We start from the raw sequence: 21,738 nt of genomic DNA, 5'->3' as shown, positions 1-21,738 counted from the left end.
TACTTATCTCAAGTATTGCCATTTTGGAGGTGTTTTATATTGTCTCACTATTTTAGGTTAGTCCAGTACCACTCGGTATCTATCCTTTCTTTTTTACGATGCTTTTATGTCAGTTTCAACAATTTCTGTGTTTTTACTGAATTGGCTCATCACAAGCCCGATTGCTGTTCCAACAAGAGCAGGTACAATCCATTCTAATCCAGCAGATGCAAGTGGAAGCATATTTTTTACGCCTTGGATAGGTCCAAGGTCAATGCCAAATGCATTTAATCCGCTGATAAGTGCAAATACCCCTGTAAACAACATAGCACCACCATACACAACTCTAACATTTTTAAAATAACGGCTAAAGAACGTTAAGACGACTAACACAATTAGAAGCGGATAGGTCATGACTAAGAATGGAACGGAAACTTTTAGAATCTGCGCTAATCCAAGATTTGAAAGTGTAAATCCGACTAATGTTACAAGAAGTACGACTGTTTTATAGCTAACCTTTGGAAGCAGATTTGAAAAATACTGTCCACAAGCAGTTGTTAATCCAACTACGGTTGTGAAGCAAGCTAGTGTAAAAATCAGACCAAGAAGTAAAGTTCCACTTTGTCCGAATAATAGAGTTGCGGCAGAAGATAAAATTTCTGTACCGTCTGCAAAATTACCTTGACCCGCCATCTTTGCACCAACTAATCCAATGCCAACATAAATGGCAGAAAGCAGAACCCCTGCAATCATTCCAGCTTTAAATGTGTAGCTTGTTAACTGTGAACGATTTTCGATGCCCCTTTTTTGAATCGAGTTTAAGATGACAATTCCGAATGCTAAAGAGGCAAGAGCATCCATCGTGTTATAGCCTTCTAGGAATCCTGTGAAAAACGCCCCAGTTTGATAGCCTTCTGTTGGGCTTAGGAACGGTGTATCAAGTTTAAATAATCCAACAGCAATTAAAATAACAATGGCAACTACCAAGGTTGGAGCAATGAAGCGTCCCATATATTGTTCCATTTTGCTAGGGTTTAAGCTGATAAAATAGACAATTCCAAAGAAGATAACTGAGAAAAGTAATAAGATTAAAGCTGTATTTGCTGATTCAGGTAAAAATGGGGTAATCCCCATTTCGAACGCAACATTTGCATTTCTTGGGATTGCTAGAAACGGTCCGATACATAGATAGACAGCCACCATAAAAGTTGTGCTGAATACAGGATGGACACGATCACCCATTGCCTGAGCGCCACCTTTTACAAGGGAAACAGCGAAAATCACGAGAACCGGTAATCCGACTCCTGTAACGATAAATCCGAGCATACCAAACCAAAAGTTTGTGCCAGCGCCAGCGCCGAGAACTGGTGGGAAAATTAAATTACCTGCACCAAAAAACATTGAAAATAACATAAAACCGATAAACAAAGTATCTAATTTCTTCATGGAATATACTCTCCTTATATAGTATTTTGGGAACAAAGGACAGGTCCATTGTCCCAACAAAAAATAAAAAACCCCGCCCCTATAAAAAGGGACGAGGTTAACTCGCGATACCACCCAAATTCCGTACCCCAAAAAGGTACGACACTCACAAACGTACGATCATACGTGTTCCTTTGTAACGGCGGACTCCCCGTCAAAGCTTACTTATTTCAGCTTTGCATCTCTGAGATGATTTTCGGATGGCTCTGAACATCGACTTGCAGCAAATGTCGACTCTCTGGGGAACAGGATTCCTATCGTACTCTTTCTCGTCATCGATTTTTAATATACTGGTATATTAACAGACGAAAAAAAGAACGTCAATCAATTTTTTGATAGTTTTTATAATTGGAATTTTCTTTCGCATGAAAAGTATCTAGGAGAGTAGTAATAGTAGAGGTGAAAAGACAGTTTCTTGTAAAAAAATGGGACAAGGAATTGTCCCGTGTCCCATTATCCTAATTCGCTTTCGATTCCTCTTTTGCATGTGAGGACGTTTTCGATAATTTGGTTAATGAATTCGTCGGTGATCCGATATTTTGGTACACTGACACTAAAAGCGCCGTGGTTTTTGCCATTTACCGTAATACTTGCCCCAACACAAAAAATATCGGCCTCGTGTTCTTCATTGTCAAATGAAAAACCATTTTTGCGGATTTCATTGATTTCCTTCATAAACCCTTCTTTTGTGGTAATCGTCTTTTCTGTTTTCTTTTCTAAAGTATGGTTGTTCAAATAGTCTTCAATTTGTTCGTCGGTTTGATCAGCTAGGATTGATTTCCCCATTGCGGAACAATAGAGCGGGATTGCTTTACCGACACGTGAGTACAGGGACACCGGATTGAAGCTTTCTAATTTTGTTATATAGATAATGCTTGATTGGTCCAGGATGCCCATATGGACGGTTTCGGTTGTTTGTTCCCTTAGTTTTTCCAGATAAGGCTGGGCGAGATCTTTTATATCGGTTTGGTTTAATGCTTTGTTTGCGTATTTGATAATTGCCTTTCCTAAACGGAACTTTTTAGTTTCCTCGTCCTTTTGCACATATCCAATTAATTGGAGCGTATCTAATATTTTTAATGCCGTTGAACTGGTTAGTTCGGTTTCTTTTGCGATTTGTTGAAGGCTTTGGGGCTTGTCTGTGTTGGACAGGTATTTTAAGATATTGTCTGCCTTTATCAGGACGGTTCCGTATGGTTGCTTCTTTTCTTCCAAGGTAGTCACACTCTTTTCGTAAATATTCCGTAAATAATAAATCTATCTGTTGAAATCCCTTTCACTATTATATATAATAATCTTGTAAGTTTCCATATAATAAAATTGATTTCCAAATAGGAAATAGTAAGAATTTTGGAGGAAACCATGAAAAAAATAAATATACTCTCAAAAATCGCAGATTGCGGCGTAGTCGCAGTTGTCCGAGCGGACTCAAAAGAAGAAGCAGTCAAAATTTCAGAAAGCTGTGTAGAGGGTGGAATCAATGGAATCGAGGTGACCTTTACAGTCGATGGTGCTGACGAGGTTATTAAAGAGCTAGCTTCCATCTATAAAAACAGTGAAGTTGTAATTGGAGCTGGAACAGTTCTTGATGCAACCACAGCACGAATTGCCATTTTAGCAGGAGCAGAGTTTGTAGTAAGCCCATGCTTTGATGCAGAAACTGCTAAACTATGTAACTTGTATCAAATCCCGTACATGCCAGGATGCATGACCATTACAGAAATGAAACATGCACTTGAATCAGGAGCCGACATTATCAAGCTCTTCCCGGGGAATGCCTTTGGACCAGACTTTGTGAAAGCGGTTAAGGCACCACTTCCACAGGTGAATATCATGCCGACAGGTGGAGTAAGCCTTGATAATATTGATCAATGGATCAAGAATGGCTGTGTTGCTGTTGGTGTTGGCGGGAATTTAGTGGCCCCTGCAAAAACAGGAGATTACGCGAAAATTACAGAATATGCAGCACAGTATGTCGCTAAAGTTAAAGAAGCAAGAGGGGCGTAAATCATGAAGAAGATTGTTGCATTTGGTGAACCCTTACTTCGCTTATCTACTAACTTGGGAGAGCGCCTATATCAAACCGATCAGCTGCACATGCATTACGGCGGAGCTGAGGCAAATGTGGGAGCATCCCTTTCAGGTTTCGGCTATGATGTCCATTTTGTTGGTAAAGTACCTAACAATCCACTTGGTCAAGCGTATGAGCGACATTTACATTCATTTGGCATTCAAACCGACTATCTTTTAAAAGGTGGAGAACGCCTCGGTACATATTACCTAGAAACAGGTATCGGCGAAAGAAGTGCACAGGTCACCTATGACCGAAAAGGTTCGAGCTTTGCACAGCTTTCTGCCGATGAGATTCATTTTGCTGAAATTCTCCAAGGAGCTGACCTGTTTCATGTATCAGGGATTACGCCAGCTTTATCAGAAAGCTTACAGGAATTAACTTTACAAGGCTTAAAGGTCGCGAAAGAACTTGGCGTCACAACAAGCTTTGATTTTAATTACCGCGCAAAATTATGGAGTCTTGAAGAAGCTTCAGCTGCAATTAAACCATTTTTACCATATGTAGATATTTGCTCATGTGGGGAATTGGATGCGCTTAACCTGTTAGGGATTGAAGAAGCAGATGATACTCTGGATCATGCTGGTAAGCTTTCTTTTTATTATAAGAAGATTACTGAAATGTATCCGAATATCAAATTCTTATACTCTACTTTTAGAGAAGTGATTTCTGCTTCACATAATACATTGCAAGGTAATTTATTTTTAAATGGGGAGCTGTATCAATCAAGGGTGCACGATATTAACCAAATCGTAGATCGTGTTGGAGGCGGAGATGCCTTTGCTTCTGGGATTCTTTATGGAATTTTAGAAGGACACGAGCCTGAGCAAATTGTCACCTTTGGAACTGCAGCTTCGGCATTAAAACATACTGTTCATGGAGATAGCAATATCTTTTCGGAAGAGGATATCCAAGCATTTGCTAAAAGTGCCCCTGGTAAAATCGTCCGCTAAAGATATTCAAATATAAAATTACTTTTAGGAGGACTATGAAATGGAAACAAAAATGGAAACACGTTATGCAAATCATCCCGAGGAAATTAAACGATTTAATACTGATGAGTTAAGAAATCAATTTTTGGTGGAAACCATTTTCGAGCCTGGAGAAGTAAAATTAACATATACACATAATGACCGTATGATCTTTGGTGGAGTAACACCAGCTGACAAGGAATTAACAATTACTCTTAATAAAGAATTAGGTGTTGAGTACTTCCTGGAGCGTCGTGAACTCGGCATTATCAACATCGGTGGCGAAGGAATGGTCATCCTTGATGGGGAAGAGTACAACATGGCTCAAAAAGATGGACTATACGTTGGTAAAGGAACGAAGGAAGTGTTATTCCGTTCAAAGGATCCAAACAATCCTGCGAAATATTATATCAATTCTGCGCCAGCACACCACAAGTATCCAACTGTAAAAATTGATATTAATGAAATTACACCTTTAGAAGCTGGAGAACCTGGTACACTTAACGAGCGTAAAATCTATCAATATGTACATCCAAATGTTTGTGAAAGCTGCCAGCTGCAAATGGGTCTAACCATGCTTTCTCCAGGAAGTGTTTGGAACACAATGCCATGTCATACACATGAGCGCAGAATGGAAGTTTACTTATACTTTGATATGGAGCCGGAAACTCGTGTATTCCATTTCATGGGTCAACCAGATGAAACAAGACACCTTGTTATGAAAAATGAACAGTGTGCAATTTCACCAAGCTGGTCCGTTCATACAGGTACTGCAACAAGCAACTATACATTCATTTGGGGTATGTGTGGAGAAAACATCACATACACAGACATGGATGTTGTAGCAATGGAAGATCTACGATAATCGGACCGGAGGGATATTGAAATGACAACACAATTGTCTGATTTCTCATTAGACTTTTTCTCATTAACAGGAAAGGTTGCAATCGTAACAGGTGGAGCTACGGGACTCGGCCAAGGCTTTGCGGTTGCATTAGCAAAAGCAGGTGCTGACTTATTTATTACGACACACGGCACTAGCTGGGATGAAACAAGAGAATTAATCGAAAAAGAAGGCCGTCGTGTCGAATTTTTCCAAACGGATTTATCCAAACGCGAAAATGCGAGAGAAGTAGTAGCGGCTTGTGTGAAAGCATATGGAAAAGTTGATATTTTAGTAAACAACGCAGGTACAATCCGTCGTTCACCAATTCTTGAATACAAGGAAGAGGATTGGGACGCGGTGATCGACCTGAACCTAAACTCACTTTATATTTTAAGCCAAGAGGCTGCAAAAGTGATGGTAGAGCAAAAAAGCGGAAAAATCATTAACGTTGCATCTATGTTATCCTACCAAGGTGGAAAATTTGTTCCTCCATATACAGCAAGTAAGCACGCTGTTCATGGACTTACAAAGTCATTTGCAAACGAACTTGCTGAGTACGGAGTTCAAACAAATGCAATCGCACCTGGATATGTTGCAACAAATAACACTACGCAAATCCGTGCGGATGAAAAGCGCAATGCAGAAATTCTATCACGAATTCCAGCTGCACGCTGGGCGTCTCCTGCTGACCTAATGGGAGCAGTCGTATTCCTGGCAAGCCCAGCATCTGATTATGTAAATGGCCACACATTAGCTGTCGATGGCGGCTGGTTGGCACGATAAAGTAGCAAGAAGCTGTTTCGCAATTATGCGATTCAGCTTTTTTTGTGGCTGAAGGGATTCGGCGGGGGACAGAGGGACAGGTCCCGTGTACCATCCAATATGAATTAGTGGAAGTTGTCGAATTTTTAATCTTGCGTAACGTAACAGTGTTATGTTACATTCTTTTTAGAGAAAGGAGCCGTTTCAAAATGAGTGAAGAATTATTATCAAAAAAGGATTTACTTGAAGCTACAGGCATTTCTTATGGGCAGCTCTATCGATGGAAGCGCAAAGACTTGATTCCTGAGGAGTGGTTTATTCGAAAATCTACTTTTACTGGGCAGGAGACCTTCTTTCCTAAGGAAAGGATTTTGGAAAGAATTGATCGGATTCAAAAAATGAAGGAAAACCTGTCACTTGATGAAATGGCAGAAATGTTCTCACCGAGTGTTGGTGAATTGAACCTTACAAAAATGGATCTGGTGAAACGAGGTCTTGCTTCTGAAACGACGATGAATCTCTACCTGGAACAGATGAGCGAAATCCCCGAACAATTTCATTTTGAAGGAATTTTAACGGTTTATATTGTTGAAAAGCTTTTGCAATCAGGGGATATCAGTCTTGAGGAAGCAAAAATGGTGATTCAAGTTTCAAACGCTTATTTTTCAAAAGAAAAACAAAGCTACGGTGAACTGGTGATTGCCCGTAAACTCGGGATTTCAACCTGTTTTATCGTGCAAAGTACAGCTGATTTGGTAATCGAGCAAGGAACAAAGCTAATCATTAAGATCGCTTTTGCGGAAGAAATTGAAGAACTGCGAACAAAATTAATCTAAATTGGAGGCAATAGTATGGTGAACGTGGAGAATCATGGTGATTTAATTATTAACGGAATGGGCTCTTCTGGCGGTGGCAGCTTCAAGAAGGTATTAATTAATGGAAAAGGGAATGTGCAAGGTGACGTGGAATGCAATGATTTTACGATAAATGGCACTGGCACGGTAACTGGGAATATTAAAGGAAATGAAGGAAAAATAAGTGGTAGCGGAAATATTGAAGGATCCATTGAATTTGACCAATTTGCAATTGAAGGAACTGGTGTTATTGATGGCGATGCAACAGTAAACAAAATGAGAATTTCAGGTAAAGGAAAAATCGGAGGCAGCTTAAAAGGGGAAGAAATAAGAATTCGAGGTAAAGCCACGATTGAAGAAGATTGTGAGGCTGAGGAATTTAAAGGCGAAGGTGGTTTTGTGATCGGTGGATTGCTAAACGCTGACGTAATCGATATCTCCATTGCTGGTGAGTGCCGTGCGGAAGAAATTGGCGGTCGAACCATTAAGGTTAAGAAAGGAATTTTTAGTTTCCTCAATAATCTTTTTAAATCTGTCTATCCAGTCTCCCTGACAACTGAAATTATGGAAGCAGATGAAATTGAGATTGAATATACAAATGCCAAAATAGTTAGAGGGAATAACGTCAATATTGGACCGAACTGTGAAATTGACATTGTAGAGTACAAAGGAACATTCACACAAGATCCATCCGCGAAAGTAAAAGAAGCCAAACAAATCTAATAGAACAATGTTTTGTTAATGTCCTTCATTCCGTGAGGGGCATTTTTATTGAAGTTGTTTTTGCACTTTACCTAAAAGATAGTTAGAATAAACAATAGTCTAACTATACATGTGTTTATAAGGAAGGTACAAAACAATGTCAAAATGGTCTCAATTAGAAGAAATGAAGCCTTTTATACAGGAAATCTGGCAAGAGTCGGGTTTTGAGGCACCAACAGGTATTCAAGAAAAAGCGATTCCTGCAATTTTAGAGGGGAAAGACGTTATTTGCGAATCCCCGACTGGATCCGGGAAAACTCTTTCCTACCTGCTTCCCGCGATACAAAAGCTCGATGAAACAAAGAATGGAGTGCAGATTGTGATCCTTGCCCCATCTAGGGAACTCGTTATGCAGATTTCCGATGAGGTAAAAAAGTGGACGAAAGGCACAAACATCGTTAGCAGCTCTTTCATCGGCGGTGCCAATATTAAAAAACAGGTTGAGAAGCTAAAAGAAAAACCGCAAATCGTGATTGGAACAACTGGTCGTCTTATTGAACTCATTAAACTGAAAAAAATGAAGATGCATGAGGTTACAACTGTGATTGTCGATGAGGCGGACCAGCTCGTATCGAATGAACATCTTTCCAATGTTCAAAGCATTATCAAATCGACATTAAGGGATCGTCAAATCCTATTTTTCTCAGCCACAATCTCTGAACAAACGGAAAAAATTGCGAAGTCCTTAATGAACAATGCAGAAACGATTCGGGTCCAACAAACTCTTAATCAAGAAAACACGTCACACATCTACTTCCTGTGTGAGCAGCGCGATAAAATTGATGTGCTTCGTAAAATTATGTTTACTGAGCCAGACAAGGCGATTGCTTTTATTAAAAGTCTCGATAAGGTAGAGGAAATTGAAGCAAAGCTAACTTATAATCAGATTGATGCTGCGGTCCTTGCCGGGGAAGCGAAAAAACAAGAACGACAGCAATCGATGAAAAATTTCCGTGCCGGAAAAATTCCGTTGCTGCTAACAACAGATGTAGCAGCAAGAGGACTTGATATTCAGGATGTCACCTATGTGATCCATTTTGATTTTCCGAAAACAACAGAGCAATATGTTCACCGCTCAGGTCGAACAGGTCGGATGGGTAAAAAAGGTGTTGTCATTTCCATTGTTAATTCGCGTGAGGAAAGCTTCCTCAAAAAGATGGGCCATGAACTAGGGATCACATTCACTCAAAAGGATTTTTACAAAGGTGAAATCGTAGATGTTCAGGTTAAACAAAAACCGGTCTCAAGTTCAAGAAAGACAACTCCAAAAAGTAAATACAAAAAGTAAAGGGACAATCATTTCATGGTTGTCTTTTTTTGTGTCCTCAGACGTCAATTCGTACAAACCCTCTAACACGAAAAGACAATGGGAATTGTTTTACATAACAGCCACGAAAACAGGGAAAACTTATACTATGTAATTTTATACAAAAATGAGAATTGAAAATCTCAGGTTGATGATTAATTCGGGTGATGAATATAAGGGGAACCAGAATGAAACAGGAAAAACTAAGTGGACTTCAGCTTTTTTATGTGATTGTTGGTTTTGAGATGGGAAATACATTAATTTATAATTTAGGTGCTGGGGCAAAGCAAGATGCATGGTTAGTCATACTATTTGGGATGATCGGTGGGTTGGTTCTAATGTATGTCTATACAAAATTATCAGCCTATTACCCTGATGATACTTTAGTGTCAATGATTCCAAAGATTATCGGAAGGTTTTTTGCGTACCCGGTCATAATCATCTACATCATATATTTTACCTACCTTGCTGCAAAAGCCTGTCGTGATTTTGGTGAACTGCTTGCATCGACAATTTTAGATGAGACTCCGATGATTGTTGTAATCACATGTTTTATGGTGTTAATGATTTATTGTCTACGTGGAGGAGTCGAGGTTTTTGGAAGAATGGGAGAAGTCATTTTTCCTGTTTATATATTTTCGATTTTATTAGTGTGGATCTTATTGGTAACTGTCGAATCATTTACGATCAGTAATCTATCTCCAGTTATGGGGAATGGACTTCAACCTATTATAAAAGAATTATTTCCAACTGTTTTAACTTTTCCGTTTGGGGAGTCAGTTATCATCACCATGTTTTTTCCGTTTCTTAGTAACAAACAGCAAATTAGAAAAATTGGGATGTCAGTTATTATTGTATCTGGTGTATTACTAACAATGAATCTAATAATGATTTTATCTGTCTTAGGTCCTGAAGTATATAGTACGCAGTTTTATCCACTACTTTCGGCTACCCGCATGGTTTCGATTGCTGATTTTCTGGAACGGTTCGATGCATTGATCATTTTACTAATGGTAGCGGGTGTATTTTTTAAAATAGGTGGATGGACATTCGGGGCTGCTATTGGAATATCGCAAATATTCAAATTGAGGCAATCCAAGTCTGTATTTCTTGGACTTGGAACCATTATTGTCCCCTTATCTCTTTTGGCGGGAAACAATCAAATTCAGTATAACGAAATTGGATTAAAAATAGTTACATTTTATGTCCATATTCCTTTGCAAATTATTTTGCCAATTTTCCTTCTTTGTATCGCATTCATTCGTCATAAGTATGCACGCCGAAGTGTATAACATGTCTCATGTAGGAAAATAGTAACAATAAGACCCTTAAAATTTGTCACATACCCGTAGGGAGTTTATCAATGAATGAAGAACGAAAAAATAAGTGGACTTCAGCTTTTATATTTAATGACTGGATATGTGTTAGGTACAGCGATTATTTTAGGATTAGGTGCTGAAACTAAGCAGGACGCATGGCTTTTTATCATTGTTGGTTTAGTAGGCGGTCTCATTCTTATGGCCATCTACACGCAATTATCAGTCTATTATCAGGGTGATACATTAGTTCAGATGATTCCTAAGATTATTGGGAAATATCTTTCTTACCCTGTCATTATTTTGTATATTTTGCATTTTACATACTCAGCAGCAAGGGCATGTAGAGAGTTAGGGGACTTGATTATTTCTACCATATTAACCGAAACCCCTATTATCGTCGTAATTGGAAGCTTTATGTTATTAATGGTTTATTGTCTTGGAAGCGGAATAGAGGTTTTAGGTCGAATGGCGGGAATTATTTTTCCTATCTACATCCTAGCTCTTGTAATTGTTTGGATTCTTCTGTTCACGGTTGAGCAATTTGATATGAATAATATTACGCCTATTTTAGGGGAAGGTGTTCTGTCATTTTCGAAAAAAGCAATTCCGAGTTCCATCAATTTCCCATTTGGTGAAGCGATTGTCATGATGATGTTTTTTCCATTTTTAAGTAATAAAAAGAATATAAGAAAAGTAGGTCTATTCACCATACTTCTAGGTGGAATCATATTAACTATTAATTCAATTATGGTCATTTCAGCAGTTGGACCAGAGGTTTATGCAACCGATATTTTTAGTTTTCTAGCGGCCGTCCAGATGGTTTCTGTTGCGGATTTCCTGGAGCGATTTGATGCCCTCGTTATATTAATGATGGTATCTGGAGTATTCTTTAAGGTCGGAGGATTTACATTTGGAGCGATGATTGGGATATCGCAGCTGTTTAATTTAAGGCAGACTCGATCAGTAATGATTGCTCTTGCAACGATCATCACTCCATTATCCCTCATAAGTGCAAGTAGTTATGTTGAACATATCCAACTAGGCTTTAAGCTCTATATTCCATATGTTCACACTGTATTGCAAATCATTTTACCTATCCTTTTATTATGCATTGCTTTTATTCGAAAAAAAAGAGAGATGAAATAGACGGTTCATAGCCAATGGAAGGGTGTGAAATATGAAGGTTTCTTGGAAGAACAAAAAAGACTTTGCGAGTAAACAAAATATAAATAAAGAAAGTCATGATCATGTTTTATCGGAAAACCTTCAAGTGAACGGTACAACAATTAAGAAGCTCTTTGATGGTGCTATGGACTTTACGTTCCGGGAAATTGAGATTAATAATATCTATCATGCGATGATTATCTATTTAGACGGGCTTGTTGATTTAGAAAAAATAGAATTACATGTAATTCATCCTTTGATGAAGGATGACAAACTGAACAATCTGGGATCTAAGCTAACAATTGAGCAAATTTTAGCTTTGTTAAGCTCTGCTGATGTTAAACAAGGTTACACCTTTCAAGAAGTGATTGATCAAATTTTGATAGGAAGTGTGGTTGTACTTGTTAATGGCATAGACAAGGCTATTTTTATAAGTGAACAGTCATGGGAGCAGCGATCAGTTAGTGAACCTTTATCAGAAGCTGTTGTGATGGGCCCAAGAGAAGGATTTACTGAAAATATCAAAACGAATGTAAGCATGGTTCGAAGACGTTTAAAAACAACAAAACTAAAATTAGAAAGTATGCAGATCGGTAAACTTTCAAAAACGGAGGTTATCATTACCTATCTTGAAAATATTGCACAGCATTCAATCGTCGAGGAAGTTCGGACACGATTAGGGCAAATTGACATTGACGCAATTGAGGACAGTGGCTACATTGTTGAGTTTATTGAGGATAATCCTGCCTCCGTGTTTCCACAGGTCTTGCAAACGGAACGGCCTGATCGAGTGGTTGGTAATTTGTTAGAGGGCAGGGTCGGGATTATGGTCGATAATTCCCCATTTGCACTCATTGTTCCGGTTACCTGTTTCCAAACGATGAATTCTCCAGAAGATTATTATGGAAGATTTGTCATGGCATCCTTTGTCCGATTAATTCGCTATTTATTCTTAATGATCGCTTTGATGTTTCCGGCTATTTATATTGCCGTGACAACCTTTCATCAGGAATTATTACCAACAAACCTTTTGTTTAGTGTCGCTGCTTCAAGGGAAAAGGTACCATTTCCGGCAGTTGTTGAAGCCTTGTTAATGGAGATAACCTTTGAAGCATTACGTGAGGCTGGATTAAGATTACCAAGACCAATCGGTTCAACAGTAAGTATTGTAGGTGCCTTGGTTATTGGGCAAGCAGCAGTTGAGGCAGGGATTGTTTCTGCTCCTTTAGTAATTGTCGTTGCAACAACTGGAATTGCCTCCTTTATGTTTCCGAATTATCCCTTGACGGGAGCTATTCGGCTTCTTCGTTTTTTTATGATTTTTCTAGCCGCAACGTTGGGGTTTTATGGCATTTTATTGGGAGTCTTTTTCATATTGGTTCATCTCGTAAAGCTTCGTTCCTTCGGAGTTCCCTATTTGTCACCGGTTTCTCCATTTAATTTAAATAATATGAAAGATATATTGATCCGAGTTCCTTGGTGGATGATGAATCAACGTCCAGAACAGACTGGAAAAAGGAATATAAGGAGGTTAGGCGTTCGCAAGCGAAAATACTAATTGTGGAAACGAAAGGCAGGGGAGGCTCTGATGAAAAAAATGAGAATGCTGCTAATTGCGGTATTTTCAATTCATTTGTTAACAGGCTGTTGGGACCGAGTAGAGGTGAACGATATTGCCATTGTTACTGCAGTTGGATTAGACCTTATGAAGGATGGCAAGCTTCGTTTATCACTGCAAGTCGCGATTCCTTCAAAATTAGGACCAGCTGGAGGAGGCGGGGGACAGGGAAATGATAAAGATAGTACATTTCTCATTTCAGAGACAGGGAATACAGTTTCTGAAGCCTACCGAAATCTGCAAATGAAGATTTCAAGACGTATCTTTTTTTCACAAAGCAGGGTTTTATTAATCGGAGAGAATCTAGCTAGAAAGGGTGTTAAGAATATTATTGATTTTCACTCAAGGTACCATGAACCGCGGATAAATAGTTTTATCATGTTTACAAAAGGGGAGGCTAGCGAGATATTAAAAACGTTGCCGAGATTAGAAAGTGTTTCGGCGGAAGAGACGAAAGAACTTGTCAAGTTAAGTGTTGGATTATCTGTTTATGTAAGTGATTTTTTAACGATGCTCCTTACAGATGGAATGGAACCATTAGCACCTGAATTCGCGCTTGCACCATTGGAAGTGAAGGAAAAAAATGCGCAAGAAAAGGGACAAGAAATCAATGGAACCGCTGTATTTAAAAGCGATAAACTTGTGGGTTGGATTGATAAGGCAAATACACGGGGAGTTTTGTGGCTTCGAAATGAAATAGAACATGGCGTTGTTACGGTTGAAGTTCCCGAGGAAGATGGAGGCGGGAATGTTAGCATCGATATTACAAAGGCAGAAGTAAAAATCACCCCAAATATCGAAAACAATATGGTAACAATAAATGTTCAAGTAACCTCAGATATGAATGTCATGGAAAATGACTCGAAGTTAAATTTAGATGATACAAAAGTAATCGAGGATCTTCAAAAAAATGTTGAAGCTGATATTAAGGAAAGAATACAAGCAGTCATCGATCTTGCTCAAAAGGATTTCCAGGCGGATATATTTGGATTTGGTCATGCTATTTATAAAAAATATCCCAAAGAATGGAATACGATCTATAAACAGAAGTGGGATCAGGAATTTTCACATGTTGAGGTTACGATTCAACCGGAAGTTTTCATTAGACGAATTGGGTTAATTAAGTGACAAAATAAAAAGATAGGAATTTGTTATGTCAAAAATATTTATATTGATTCTTATATTTGCTGCCATTTTCTTCTGGGAAGCGAGAAATTTAGTGAAGAAGAAAGAACGAAGAGAATTAGTCATTTTTTCAATTCTAATCCTGATTGGATTCGCATTAAGTATCTTGTTAGTTTTCAAATCATTCATTTAATAAATCTTGGTTTATGTAATCGAGACTTTCCTCTATAATTGGAATATGATAGGGGTTTCACGAGAATAGTTTAGGGGGAATTGTCGTGTCAAAAAAGATAAAAATCGGGGTTGTCGGCTCAGGAAGCATTTCAAATACCCATATTAAAAGCATCAATGAAGTGTCAAATGCTGAGCTTGTTGCCATCTACTCCCGCAACAAGGAAACGGTTCAAAAAATGGCAGATACATACAATCTTAAGGCTTACACAGATTACCGGGATTTTTTAACGAATGCTGGAATTGATATGGTGGCTATTGTTACACCAAGCGGTACACATGCTGAGCTAGGAATTGCCGCTGCGAAAGCGGGTAAGCATGTAGTTGTTGAAAAACCAATTGATATTACCATCGAAAAAACAAATAAGCTTATTGAAGCATGTAAAAATAACAATGTCATCTTGAGTTGTATTTTCCAGCATCGTTTCGATGAAGCCGTTCAGGATGTTAAAAAAGTCTTGAAGGAAGGCGAGTTTGGACAATTAAATTTCGGAGCTGCACGCACAACCATCTATCGCGCACAGGAATATTATGATAGCGGTGCATGGCGCGGTACATGGGAATTGGACGGTGGGGGTGCATTGATCAACCAGTCGGTTCATTATATCGATCTTCTTTTATACGTAATGGGTCCAGTTGACGAGGTATATGCCTATACAGCAACCCGTGCGCATGAACGCATTGAAGTGGAGGATATCGCTGTTGCAACGGTCAAATTTAAATCAGGTGCACTTGGTTTAATTGAAGGGAACACAACTGCTTATCCAGGATTTTCAACCACACTTGATATATTCGGTTCGAATGGAAGTGTGATCATTGAAAACGACCATGTGAAAGAATGGAAGTTTAAGAGTGGTTTGGAATATGAAAACAAACAAAACATTGTTGAAAAAAATGTCTCATCGAATATCGTAGCATCAAATCATTCCTTTGTGAGACAATACACAGACATCGTTCAAGCGATTATCGAAAATCGGAAACCGCTTGTGACGGGTGAAGAAGCGAAAAAATCACTTGAATTAATTTTAGCCATTTACCAATCTGCAAAAGAAGGAAGACCGGTAAAACTATAAATAAAAAAACTTTTGAACATATTAATATAAGTAGTACAAATCACTACCTTGGTTTGTACTACTATTTTTTTTGAAAAATTAAATAAAAAGTCAGAAAAATGTAAAACGTTGTTATTATATCCGGATGGATTTTAAAGGTCTGTTTAATTTACAAAATTCCTCATTCTTTCACAATTTTCGACATTAGAAAAATGTGATGCTTTAAGTTTATTTAATATAGACAAAAATATTAAATAAACACTGTGATGACACGGTTTTTGCGCCATCGAACTTTAGTTTTTCAAGAATAACCATCGTGAATTTAAAATTATTTTGGTAAATTATTTTTAAATTTATGCTTGAATTGTAAAAATGAATCATGTAATATGAGTACGTAATAACAACGTTGTTAATTTTTAAAGCGTTTTAATGAAAGTGTTTGCAAAAAAGGGTATGCAGGTAAGAGATTATTTCACTCTATTAAACTACGTTTCCCTAAAGGAAATTTAATCCTTAATGAAAAGGATTACAGTAATTAGAAAATTATAATACGAATTTTAGGAGGAAGAAACTATGAAAATGAAAAAAATATTTTCTATAGCAGCAACAGGCCTTTTATCTCTATCTTTATTGGCTGCATGTGGGAACACAGATAAAAATAGTGGAAATACTGATACAGAAACAGGTAGTGCAAAAGCAGTAACTTTACGATTAGCACATAACCAGCCTGAAGATCATCCAGTAAATACTTCTTTATTGGAGCTTGCGAAATTAACAGATGAAAATTCAGAAGGAAATGTAAAGATTCATGTTTTCCCAAATGGACAGCTTGGTCAAGAACGTGATGTTATTGAGCTTGTGAAATCAGGGACACTTGATATGGCGAAAGTAAGTGCAGGTGCTCTGGAAGCGTTTGATTCAAGTTATTCCATTTTCTCACTTCCATATGTATTCCAAAGTAAGGAGCATTATCATAATGTAATGGATAATAGTGAAGCGGTTCAAGAGATTTTCCAAGGTACCAAAGATCAAGGTTTCTTTGCAATCGGTTGGTATGATGCAGGTCAACGTAGTATTTATACTGCTGACAAGGAAGTAGCATCTCCTGCTGACATGGCTGGTATGAAAATTCGTGTTCAAGAAAGCCCAACATCCATTTCAATGATTGAAGCAATGGGTGGAGCACCAACTCCAATGTCTTTCGGTGAGGTTTATACATCTCTTCAATCAGGCGTAATTGACGGAGCAGAAAATAATGAAACAGCTTTAACTAATAATAAACACGGTGAAGTTGCAAAAGCTTACACATACACAGAGCATCAATATGTTCCAGATGTGTTAATCGTAAGTACTAAGATGTGGGACAAGCTTTCTGCAGATCAGCAAAAAGCAATCCAGGATGCAGCAAAGGCTTCATCTGAGAGTCACAAAGAAGTTTGGAATAAAGCAGTAGATAAATCTATTAAGGAATCTGAAGAAATGGGAGTAAAATTCTATACAATTGATAAACAAGCATTCATTGATGCTGCAAACCCATTACATGAAAAGTATAAAGCACAAAGTGAGACAAATGCTAAATACTTTGAAGACTTCCAAAATTACATTAAATAAGAAATAAAGATTAAATTGGCCTTCGAATTCTGATTCTATCTCCTCAGAATAGAAGGCCAATAAAATTAATAAAGAAGGTGAAAATCCTATGAGAAAAATGATTGATAGGGTTACAGCATTTTTAACTTGTTCCTTAATGGCCGTTATGGTCATAGTGGCTTTATGGCAAGTGTTTACTCGTTTTATTTTAAATTCCCCTAGTACAGTTTCAGAGGAGTTTCTAAGATATTCTCTCGTATGGCTGACTATGGTCGGTTCAGCTTATGCCTATGGAAAAAAGAAACACTTGGCAGTTGTTTTTCTAGCCCGGAAAGTACCTCAAAAATTTCAATTATTCCTAAATTTACTTGTTGAAGCATTTGTACTAGTATTTATCGTTGCTATTCTTCTATTTGGAGGTACGAAAGCCTATCAAAATGCTGTTGGACAAGTTTCTTCTGCCTTGGGAATGCCAATTCAATATTTATATTTAAGTCTAATTGTTGCAGGAATATTATTTTTATTCTATTCCATTATCCAGATTAAAGAGTATTTCACGAATCATAAAGAAATTTCGCATACAAATTAAAAATTTTTGAAGTTAGTAGGGAGTGAACTCTATGGCATTAACAGCAGGGCTTGTTTTATTTATTGTCTTTATACTTATGCTTGCAATTAGCGTACCTATCTCGGTAAGTATTGTCATTGCCTCAATGGCAGCAATTCTTACCGTATTACCTTGGGATATGGCCATTTTCACGGCAGGGCAAAAAATTGTCACAGGACTTGACAGTTTTACACTTTTGGCGGTTCCTTTTTTCATCCTATCAGGTATCTTGATGAATAACGGTGGTATTGCCGAAAGGCTTATCAATTTTGCGAAGGTCCTTGTAGGGAAAATGCCAGGATCTCTAGCACATACGAACGTATTGGGTAATATGCTATTTGGATCTCTGTCAGGTTCATCTGTTGCAGCTGCTGCGGCAATTGGTGGAGTTATGGGGCCACTTCAAAAGAAAGAAGGCTATGATCCAAAATTTTCGGCTGCAGTTAATATTGCCTCTGCACCTACAGGATTAATAATTCCTCCTAGTGGGACATTAATCATTTATTCCCTTGTTAGTGGAGGGACGTCTGTTGCAGCACTGTTTATTGCAGGATATATACCAGGCATTTTATGGGGATTAGCTTGTATGGTCGTTGCTTATGTTATTGCAAAACGAAGAAAATACCCAGTATCAGAAAGAGTTTCTTTAAAAGTAGCTTTGAAAACATTTTTAGATGCAATTCCAAGTCTACTGATGATCGTTATTGTTATTGGCGGGATTTTGGCGGGGGTTTTTACAGCTACCGAAGCAGCCGCAGTGGCAGTCGCATACACATTTATTTTAGCAATTGCATATCGTGCTGTTAAGTTAAAAGACATGCCTAGAATTATTATGGAAACAGTTGAAATCACTGCTGTTATTATGCTGCTTGTAGCTGCATCTTCTATTATGTCATGGGTAATGGCATTTACAGGTATTCCTACCGCAATTAGTAATATGATCATGGGAATTTCTGATAGTCCAATCATCATCTTATTAGTTATCAATATTTTCTTACTATTCCTAGGAACCTTTATGGATATTACACCAGCTGTACTTATCTTTACTCCAATTTTCTTACCAATCGTGATGAGTTTTGGAATGGACCCAATCCATTTTGGAATTATGATGGTAATGAACTTAAGTATTGGTAATATTACACCACCAGTTGGAAGTGCATTGTTTGTTGGAGCAAGTATTGCAAAGCTAGATTTGGAAGATGTTGTCAAGCCGTTGCTTCCATTCTATGCAGCGATTATTATCGTATTGCTCCTCGTTACGTATATACCAGAAATTAGTATGGTTCTGCCAAGATTGCTTGGATATTAAATAGAAAGCTTTATTATTAGAGCTTTGCTTTATAGGTACGCGTCTTGAAAACAGCTTTTAGGGACTCCCTCTAAAAGCTGTATCCATATTATCAATTTGATGGGGTGATTAGATTGTCATTAAAAGAAAATTATCTATTTAGATTAACGAATGAAGAAAAAAATACAGTAACGTTCCAACTGGATAATTCAGAAGTTTCCGCAAAAGTAATTGTGTTGGAAAATGATATGATTCGAATTATGATGACGAAGAGTGAGCAATTAAAGGTAAGAAATACATGGCTTGTTGCCCCAGGAATGGAAGATGTGCCATTTAACGGAAGAGATCGGCTTGATCTAAGTCCGTATTCATTGCCGAATTATAGAACTGAAAATCAAGGTAACTACGTCACTATTGAAACAGAATTGCTAAAACTTCAGATTATCTTAGATGGGTTTAAGGTTACGTGGTTCGCAAAGGACAGTAAAGGAAATGTTCAAAAAATCGCAGCTGACCGAAATACACAAGCCTATAATTTTGACGGCTCATTAGGGGAAGGAATCTTTCATTACCTAGAAAGAACCAAAGAGGAACAATATTTTGGTCTTGGTGAAAAGAGTGGTGAAACGGATCGTTATGGGAAACGGTACCGGATGTTAAGTGTTGATCCAATGGGCTATGATGCTCAGAACACAGATCCATTATATAAACATATTCCATTCTATATTACCCGAAATACACAAACAAATATATCATTCGGTATTTTCTACGATAATATGGCTCAAAGTATATTTGACATGGGGCAAGAAATGGACAACTATCATGGCTGGTATCGCTATTATCAGTCTATGGATGGAGACTTAGATTATTATATTATTTTAGGCCCAGAGGTCAAAGATGTTGTCAAAAAATATTCTTGGCTAACAGGAAAAACAATCTTTTCACCAAAGTGGAGCTTAGGATACTCTGGTTCTACGATGACCTACACAGATGCACCTGATGCACAAAATCAATTGAGAGATTTTCTTGAGAAATGTGAAGAAAATGATATCATCTGTGATTCATTCCAATTATCCTCTGGATATACATCCATCGATGATAAACGTTATGTATTTAACTGGAATACAGATAAATTTCCAGATATAAAAGGGTTCACAAATGAGTATCATGAAAAAGGCGTAAAACTTTGTGCCAATATTAAACCAGCTTTACTTAAAGATCATCCATTATTTAATGAGTTGAAAGAAAAAGACATGTTCATTATGGATGGTTCTGGAAAAACAGAAATGGCCCAATTTTGGGATGACATTGGTGCTTATGTCGATTTTACGAACGAAAATTCATTTCAATGGTGGAAGCAGAAGGTTACGGAGCAACTTTTAGAATATGGTATTGATTCTACCTGGAATGATAATAACGAATTTGAAGTATGGTCAAAAGATGCGACAGTAAGCGGTTTTGGTGAGAAAATCAATTTTGAAGCATTACGTTCATTAATGCCATTATTGATGATGAAAGCCTCCTTTGAGGCGCAAAAGGAATTTGATCCAGAGAATAGACCTTATTTAATCTCAAGATCAGGCAGTCCCGGAATGCAACGCTATGTTCAAACTTGGTCTGGTGACAACTATACAAGCTGGAAGACATTAAAATACAATATTAAGATGGGTGTTGGACTAAGTCTTTCAGGGATTTATAATATTGGCCATGATATCGGTGGCTTTTCAGGACCAGCTCCTGAACCAGAATTACTTATACGATGGGTACAAAATGGGATCTTCCACCCCCGTTTTACAATCCATTCGTGGAATGACGACAAATCTGTAAATGTTCCTTGGATGTATGAAGAGACAACTGATCTAATTCGGAATTTAATTAAGTTACGTCATCGCATTACACCATATTTATATACAGCATTATACAATGCTAGTGAAAGCTATGAGCCAATCATACGCCCAACATTCTATCAGTTTGAAAATGATACTAAAACATTTGAAGAAAATGATGATTTCATGCTAGGGGAATCAATGCTGGTTGCTTCTGTCGTTGAAGAGGGTCAAAGGGAAAGATCTGTTTACTTACCAAAATATAATGGGGGATGGTATGATTTCCATACTTCCGAATGGTATGAAGGTGGTCAAACAGTAACGGTCCCTGCACCGCTAGAATATAATCCTCTTTTAATTAAAGGAGGAAGTATCATTCCAATTAACGATGCTGATGTCTCTTTTGCAACTAAGGATAAGGATGAACGTGGTTTCTTGTTATTCCCGCATCAACAAACAGGATCTGCTACTTATGAACTTTTTGAAGATGATGGGATTTCAACAAATTATCAAGAAAATCATGCTATGGTTAAGTTACAAATGGATGCTAATGCAAATGCAATCAATGTTAAGTTTGAGATTGAAGGAACATACAAGCTTCCATATGAAACAATTCGTTTCTATTTACTAGAAAACGAGGAACGTACATTGTATGTAAATGGTCAGAAATTGGAAAAAGGAAAAATGGGTTATGAAGTAAAGTTATAAGTTATTCGATTTTTAGAAAACTTTCACCGAGAAGGAAACTCCATTCTCGGTGATTTTTTTGTTGTTTAGCGTACAATGTCAAATACTTTTTTCAAGTTTTAGGGTAACTCAAACACACTTACCGTAGTTTCCTT

General features: G+C 37.7%; 19 protein-coding genes and 1 other annotated feature. Of the genes, 17 read left to right on the top strand and 2 right to left on the bottom strand.

All coding sequences use genetic code 11. The annotated features are described in order from the left end of the window. Window positions 1-93: 93 nt before the first annotated feature. Both brnQ and LKW28_RS21825 read right to left on the bottom strand, forming a co-directional pair. Window positions 94-1,425 carry a branched-chain amino acid transport system II carrier protein gene (brnQ, locus tag LKW28_RS21830; RefSeq protein ID WP_229142534.1) on the bottom strand — a complete coding sequence of 444 codons (1,332 nt, stop codon included), beginning with the start codon at window positions 1,423-1,425 and terminating at the stop codon, window positions 94-96. 84 nt (window positions 1,426-1,509) lie between these two features. Continuing rightward, window positions 1,510-1,749 (bottom strand) — a binding site (T-box leader). A 168-nt stretch (window positions 1,750-1,917) separates the two neighbouring features. After that, window positions 1,918-2,679, bottom strand: a complete 762-nt coding sequence (locus LKW28_RS21825) for an IclR family transcriptional regulator (protein ID WP_229142533.1) — start codon at window positions 2,677-2,679, stop codon at window positions 1,918-1,920. 147 nt (window positions 2,680-2,826) lie between these two features. On the opposite strand from LKW28_RS21825, the gene LKW28_RS21820 reads away from it, so the two are divergent. From LKW28_RS21820 to LKW28_RS21740, 17 genes are all read left to right on the top strand, one after another. After that, complete coding sequence (locus tag LKW28_RS21820) at window positions 2,827-3,471, top strand: bifunctional 4-hydroxy-2-oxoglutarate aldolase/2-dehydro-3-deoxy-phosphogluconate aldolase (RefSeq protein WP_229142532.1); 645 nt, start codon at window positions 2,827-2,829, stop codon at window positions 3,469-3,471. 3 nt (window positions 3,472-3,474) lie between these two features. Beyond that, the gene (locus LKW28_RS21815; RefSeq protein WP_229142531.1) at window positions 3,475-4,488 is read left to right on the top strand and encodes a sugar kinase; all 1,014 of its coding nucleotides are present in this window, start codon (window positions 3,475-3,477) and stop codon (window positions 4,486-4,488) included. A gap of 52 nt (window positions 4,489-4,540) precedes the next feature. After that, window positions 4,541-5,371, top strand: a complete 831-nt coding sequence (kduI, locus tag LKW28_RS21810) for a 5-dehydro-4-deoxy-D-glucuronate isomerase (RefSeq protein ID WP_229142535.1) — start codon at window positions 4,541-4,543, stop codon at window positions 5,369-5,371. 21 nt (window positions 5,372-5,392) lie between these two features. Further along, on the top strand, window positions 5,393-6,175 hold the full coding sequence (kduD, locus tag LKW28_RS21805; RefSeq protein ID WP_229142530.1) for a 2-dehydro-3-deoxy-D-gluconate 5-dehydrogenase KduD: 783 nt from the start codon (window positions 5,393-5,395) through the stop codon (window positions 6,173-6,175). Between the two features lie 188 nt (window positions 6,176-6,363). Beyond that, the gene (locus LKW28_RS21800) at window positions 6,364-6,990 is read left to right on the top strand and encodes a YhbD family protein (RefSeq protein WP_229142529.1); all 627 of its coding nucleotides are present in this window, start codon (window positions 6,364-6,366) and stop codon (window positions 6,988-6,990) included. A gap of 15 nt (window positions 6,991-7,005) precedes the next feature. Further along, window positions 7,006-7,731, top strand: coding sequence for a polymer-forming cytoskeletal protein (locus LKW28_RS21795; RefSeq protein WP_229142528.1), 726 nt, complete (start codon window positions 7,006-7,008; stop codon window positions 7,729-7,731). A 136-nt stretch (window positions 7,732-7,867) separates the two neighbouring features. Then, a complete protein-coding gene (locus tag LKW28_RS21790; RefSeq protein WP_229142527.1) occupies window positions 7,868-9,058 on the top strand; it encodes a DEAD/DEAH box helicase in 1,191 nt (396 codons plus the stop codon). Between the two features lie 206 nt (window positions 9,059-9,264). After that, complete coding sequence (locus LKW28_RS21785; protein ID WP_229142526.1) at window positions 9,265-10,368, top strand: GerAB/ArcD/ProY family transporter; 1,104 nt, start codon at window positions 9,265-9,267, stop codon at window positions 10,366-10,368. A 75-nt stretch (window positions 10,369-10,443) separates the two neighbouring features. Beyond that, window positions 10,444-11,541 (top strand): GerAB/ArcD/ProY family transporter, encoded by a 1,098-nt coding sequence (locus LKW28_RS21780; RefSeq protein WP_229142525.1) that lies wholly within the window; start codon window positions 10,444-10,446, stop codon window positions 11,539-11,541. 31 nt (window positions 11,542-11,572) lie between these two features. Then, the gene (locus LKW28_RS21775) at window positions 11,573-13,117 is read left to right on the top strand and encodes a spore germination protein (protein ID WP_229142524.1); all 1,545 of its coding nucleotides are present in this window, start codon (window positions 11,573-11,575) and stop codon (window positions 13,115-13,117) included. 30 nt (window positions 13,118-13,147) lie between these two features. Further along, entirely contained in the window at window positions 13,148-14,305 is a 1,158-nt protein-coding gene (locus LKW28_RS21770; RefSeq protein WP_229142523.1) for a Ger(x)C family spore germination protein, read from the top strand. Between the two features lie 25 nt (window positions 14,306-14,330). After that, window positions 14,331-14,495 carry a hypothetical protein gene (locus LKW28_RS21765; protein WP_229142522.1) on the top strand — a complete coding sequence of 55 codons (165 nt, stop codon included), beginning with the start codon at window positions 14,331-14,333 and terminating at the stop codon, window positions 14,493-14,495. A gap of 85 nt (window positions 14,496-14,580) precedes the next feature. Beyond that, window positions 14,581-15,606 carry a Gfo/Idh/MocA family protein gene (locus LKW28_RS21760; protein ID WP_229142521.1) on the top strand — a complete coding sequence of 342 codons (1,026 nt, stop codon included), beginning with the start codon at window positions 14,581-14,583 and terminating at the stop codon, window positions 15,604-15,606. Between the two features lie 552 nt (window positions 15,607-16,158). After that, window positions 16,159-17,196 carry a TRAP transporter substrate-binding protein gene (locus LKW28_RS21755; RefSeq protein WP_229142520.1) on the top strand — a complete coding sequence of 346 codons (1,038 nt, stop codon included), beginning with the start codon at window positions 16,159-16,161 and terminating at the stop codon, window positions 17,194-17,196. A gap of 88 nt (window positions 17,197-17,284) precedes the next feature. Next, a complete protein-coding gene (locus tag LKW28_RS21750; protein ID WP_229142519.1) occupies window positions 17,285-17,764 on the top strand; it encodes a TRAP transporter small permease in 480 nt (159 codons plus the stop codon). 31 nt (window positions 17,765-17,795) lie between these two features. Then, window positions 17,796-19,091, top strand: coding sequence for a TRAP transporter large permease (locus LKW28_RS21745; protein ID WP_229142518.1), 1,296 nt, complete (start codon window positions 17,796-17,798; stop codon window positions 19,089-19,091). A 113-nt stretch (window positions 19,092-19,204) separates the two neighbouring features. Next, window positions 19,205-21,604: a TIM-barrel domain-containing protein gene (locus tag LKW28_RS21740; protein WP_229142517.1), complete on the top strand. Its 2,400-nt coding sequence runs from the start codon at window positions 19,205-19,207 to the stop codon at window positions 21,602-21,604. The last annotated feature ends 134 nt before the right edge of the window (window positions 21,605-21,738 follow it).

The sequence above is a fragment of the Bacillus sp. REN16 genome (assembly GCF_020731355.1).
Taxonomy (GTDB): Bacteria; Bacillota; Bacilli; order Bacillales; family Bacillaceae_L; genus Ferdinandcohnia.
This window is presented reverse-complemented; position numbering and strand designations above follow the sequence as displayed.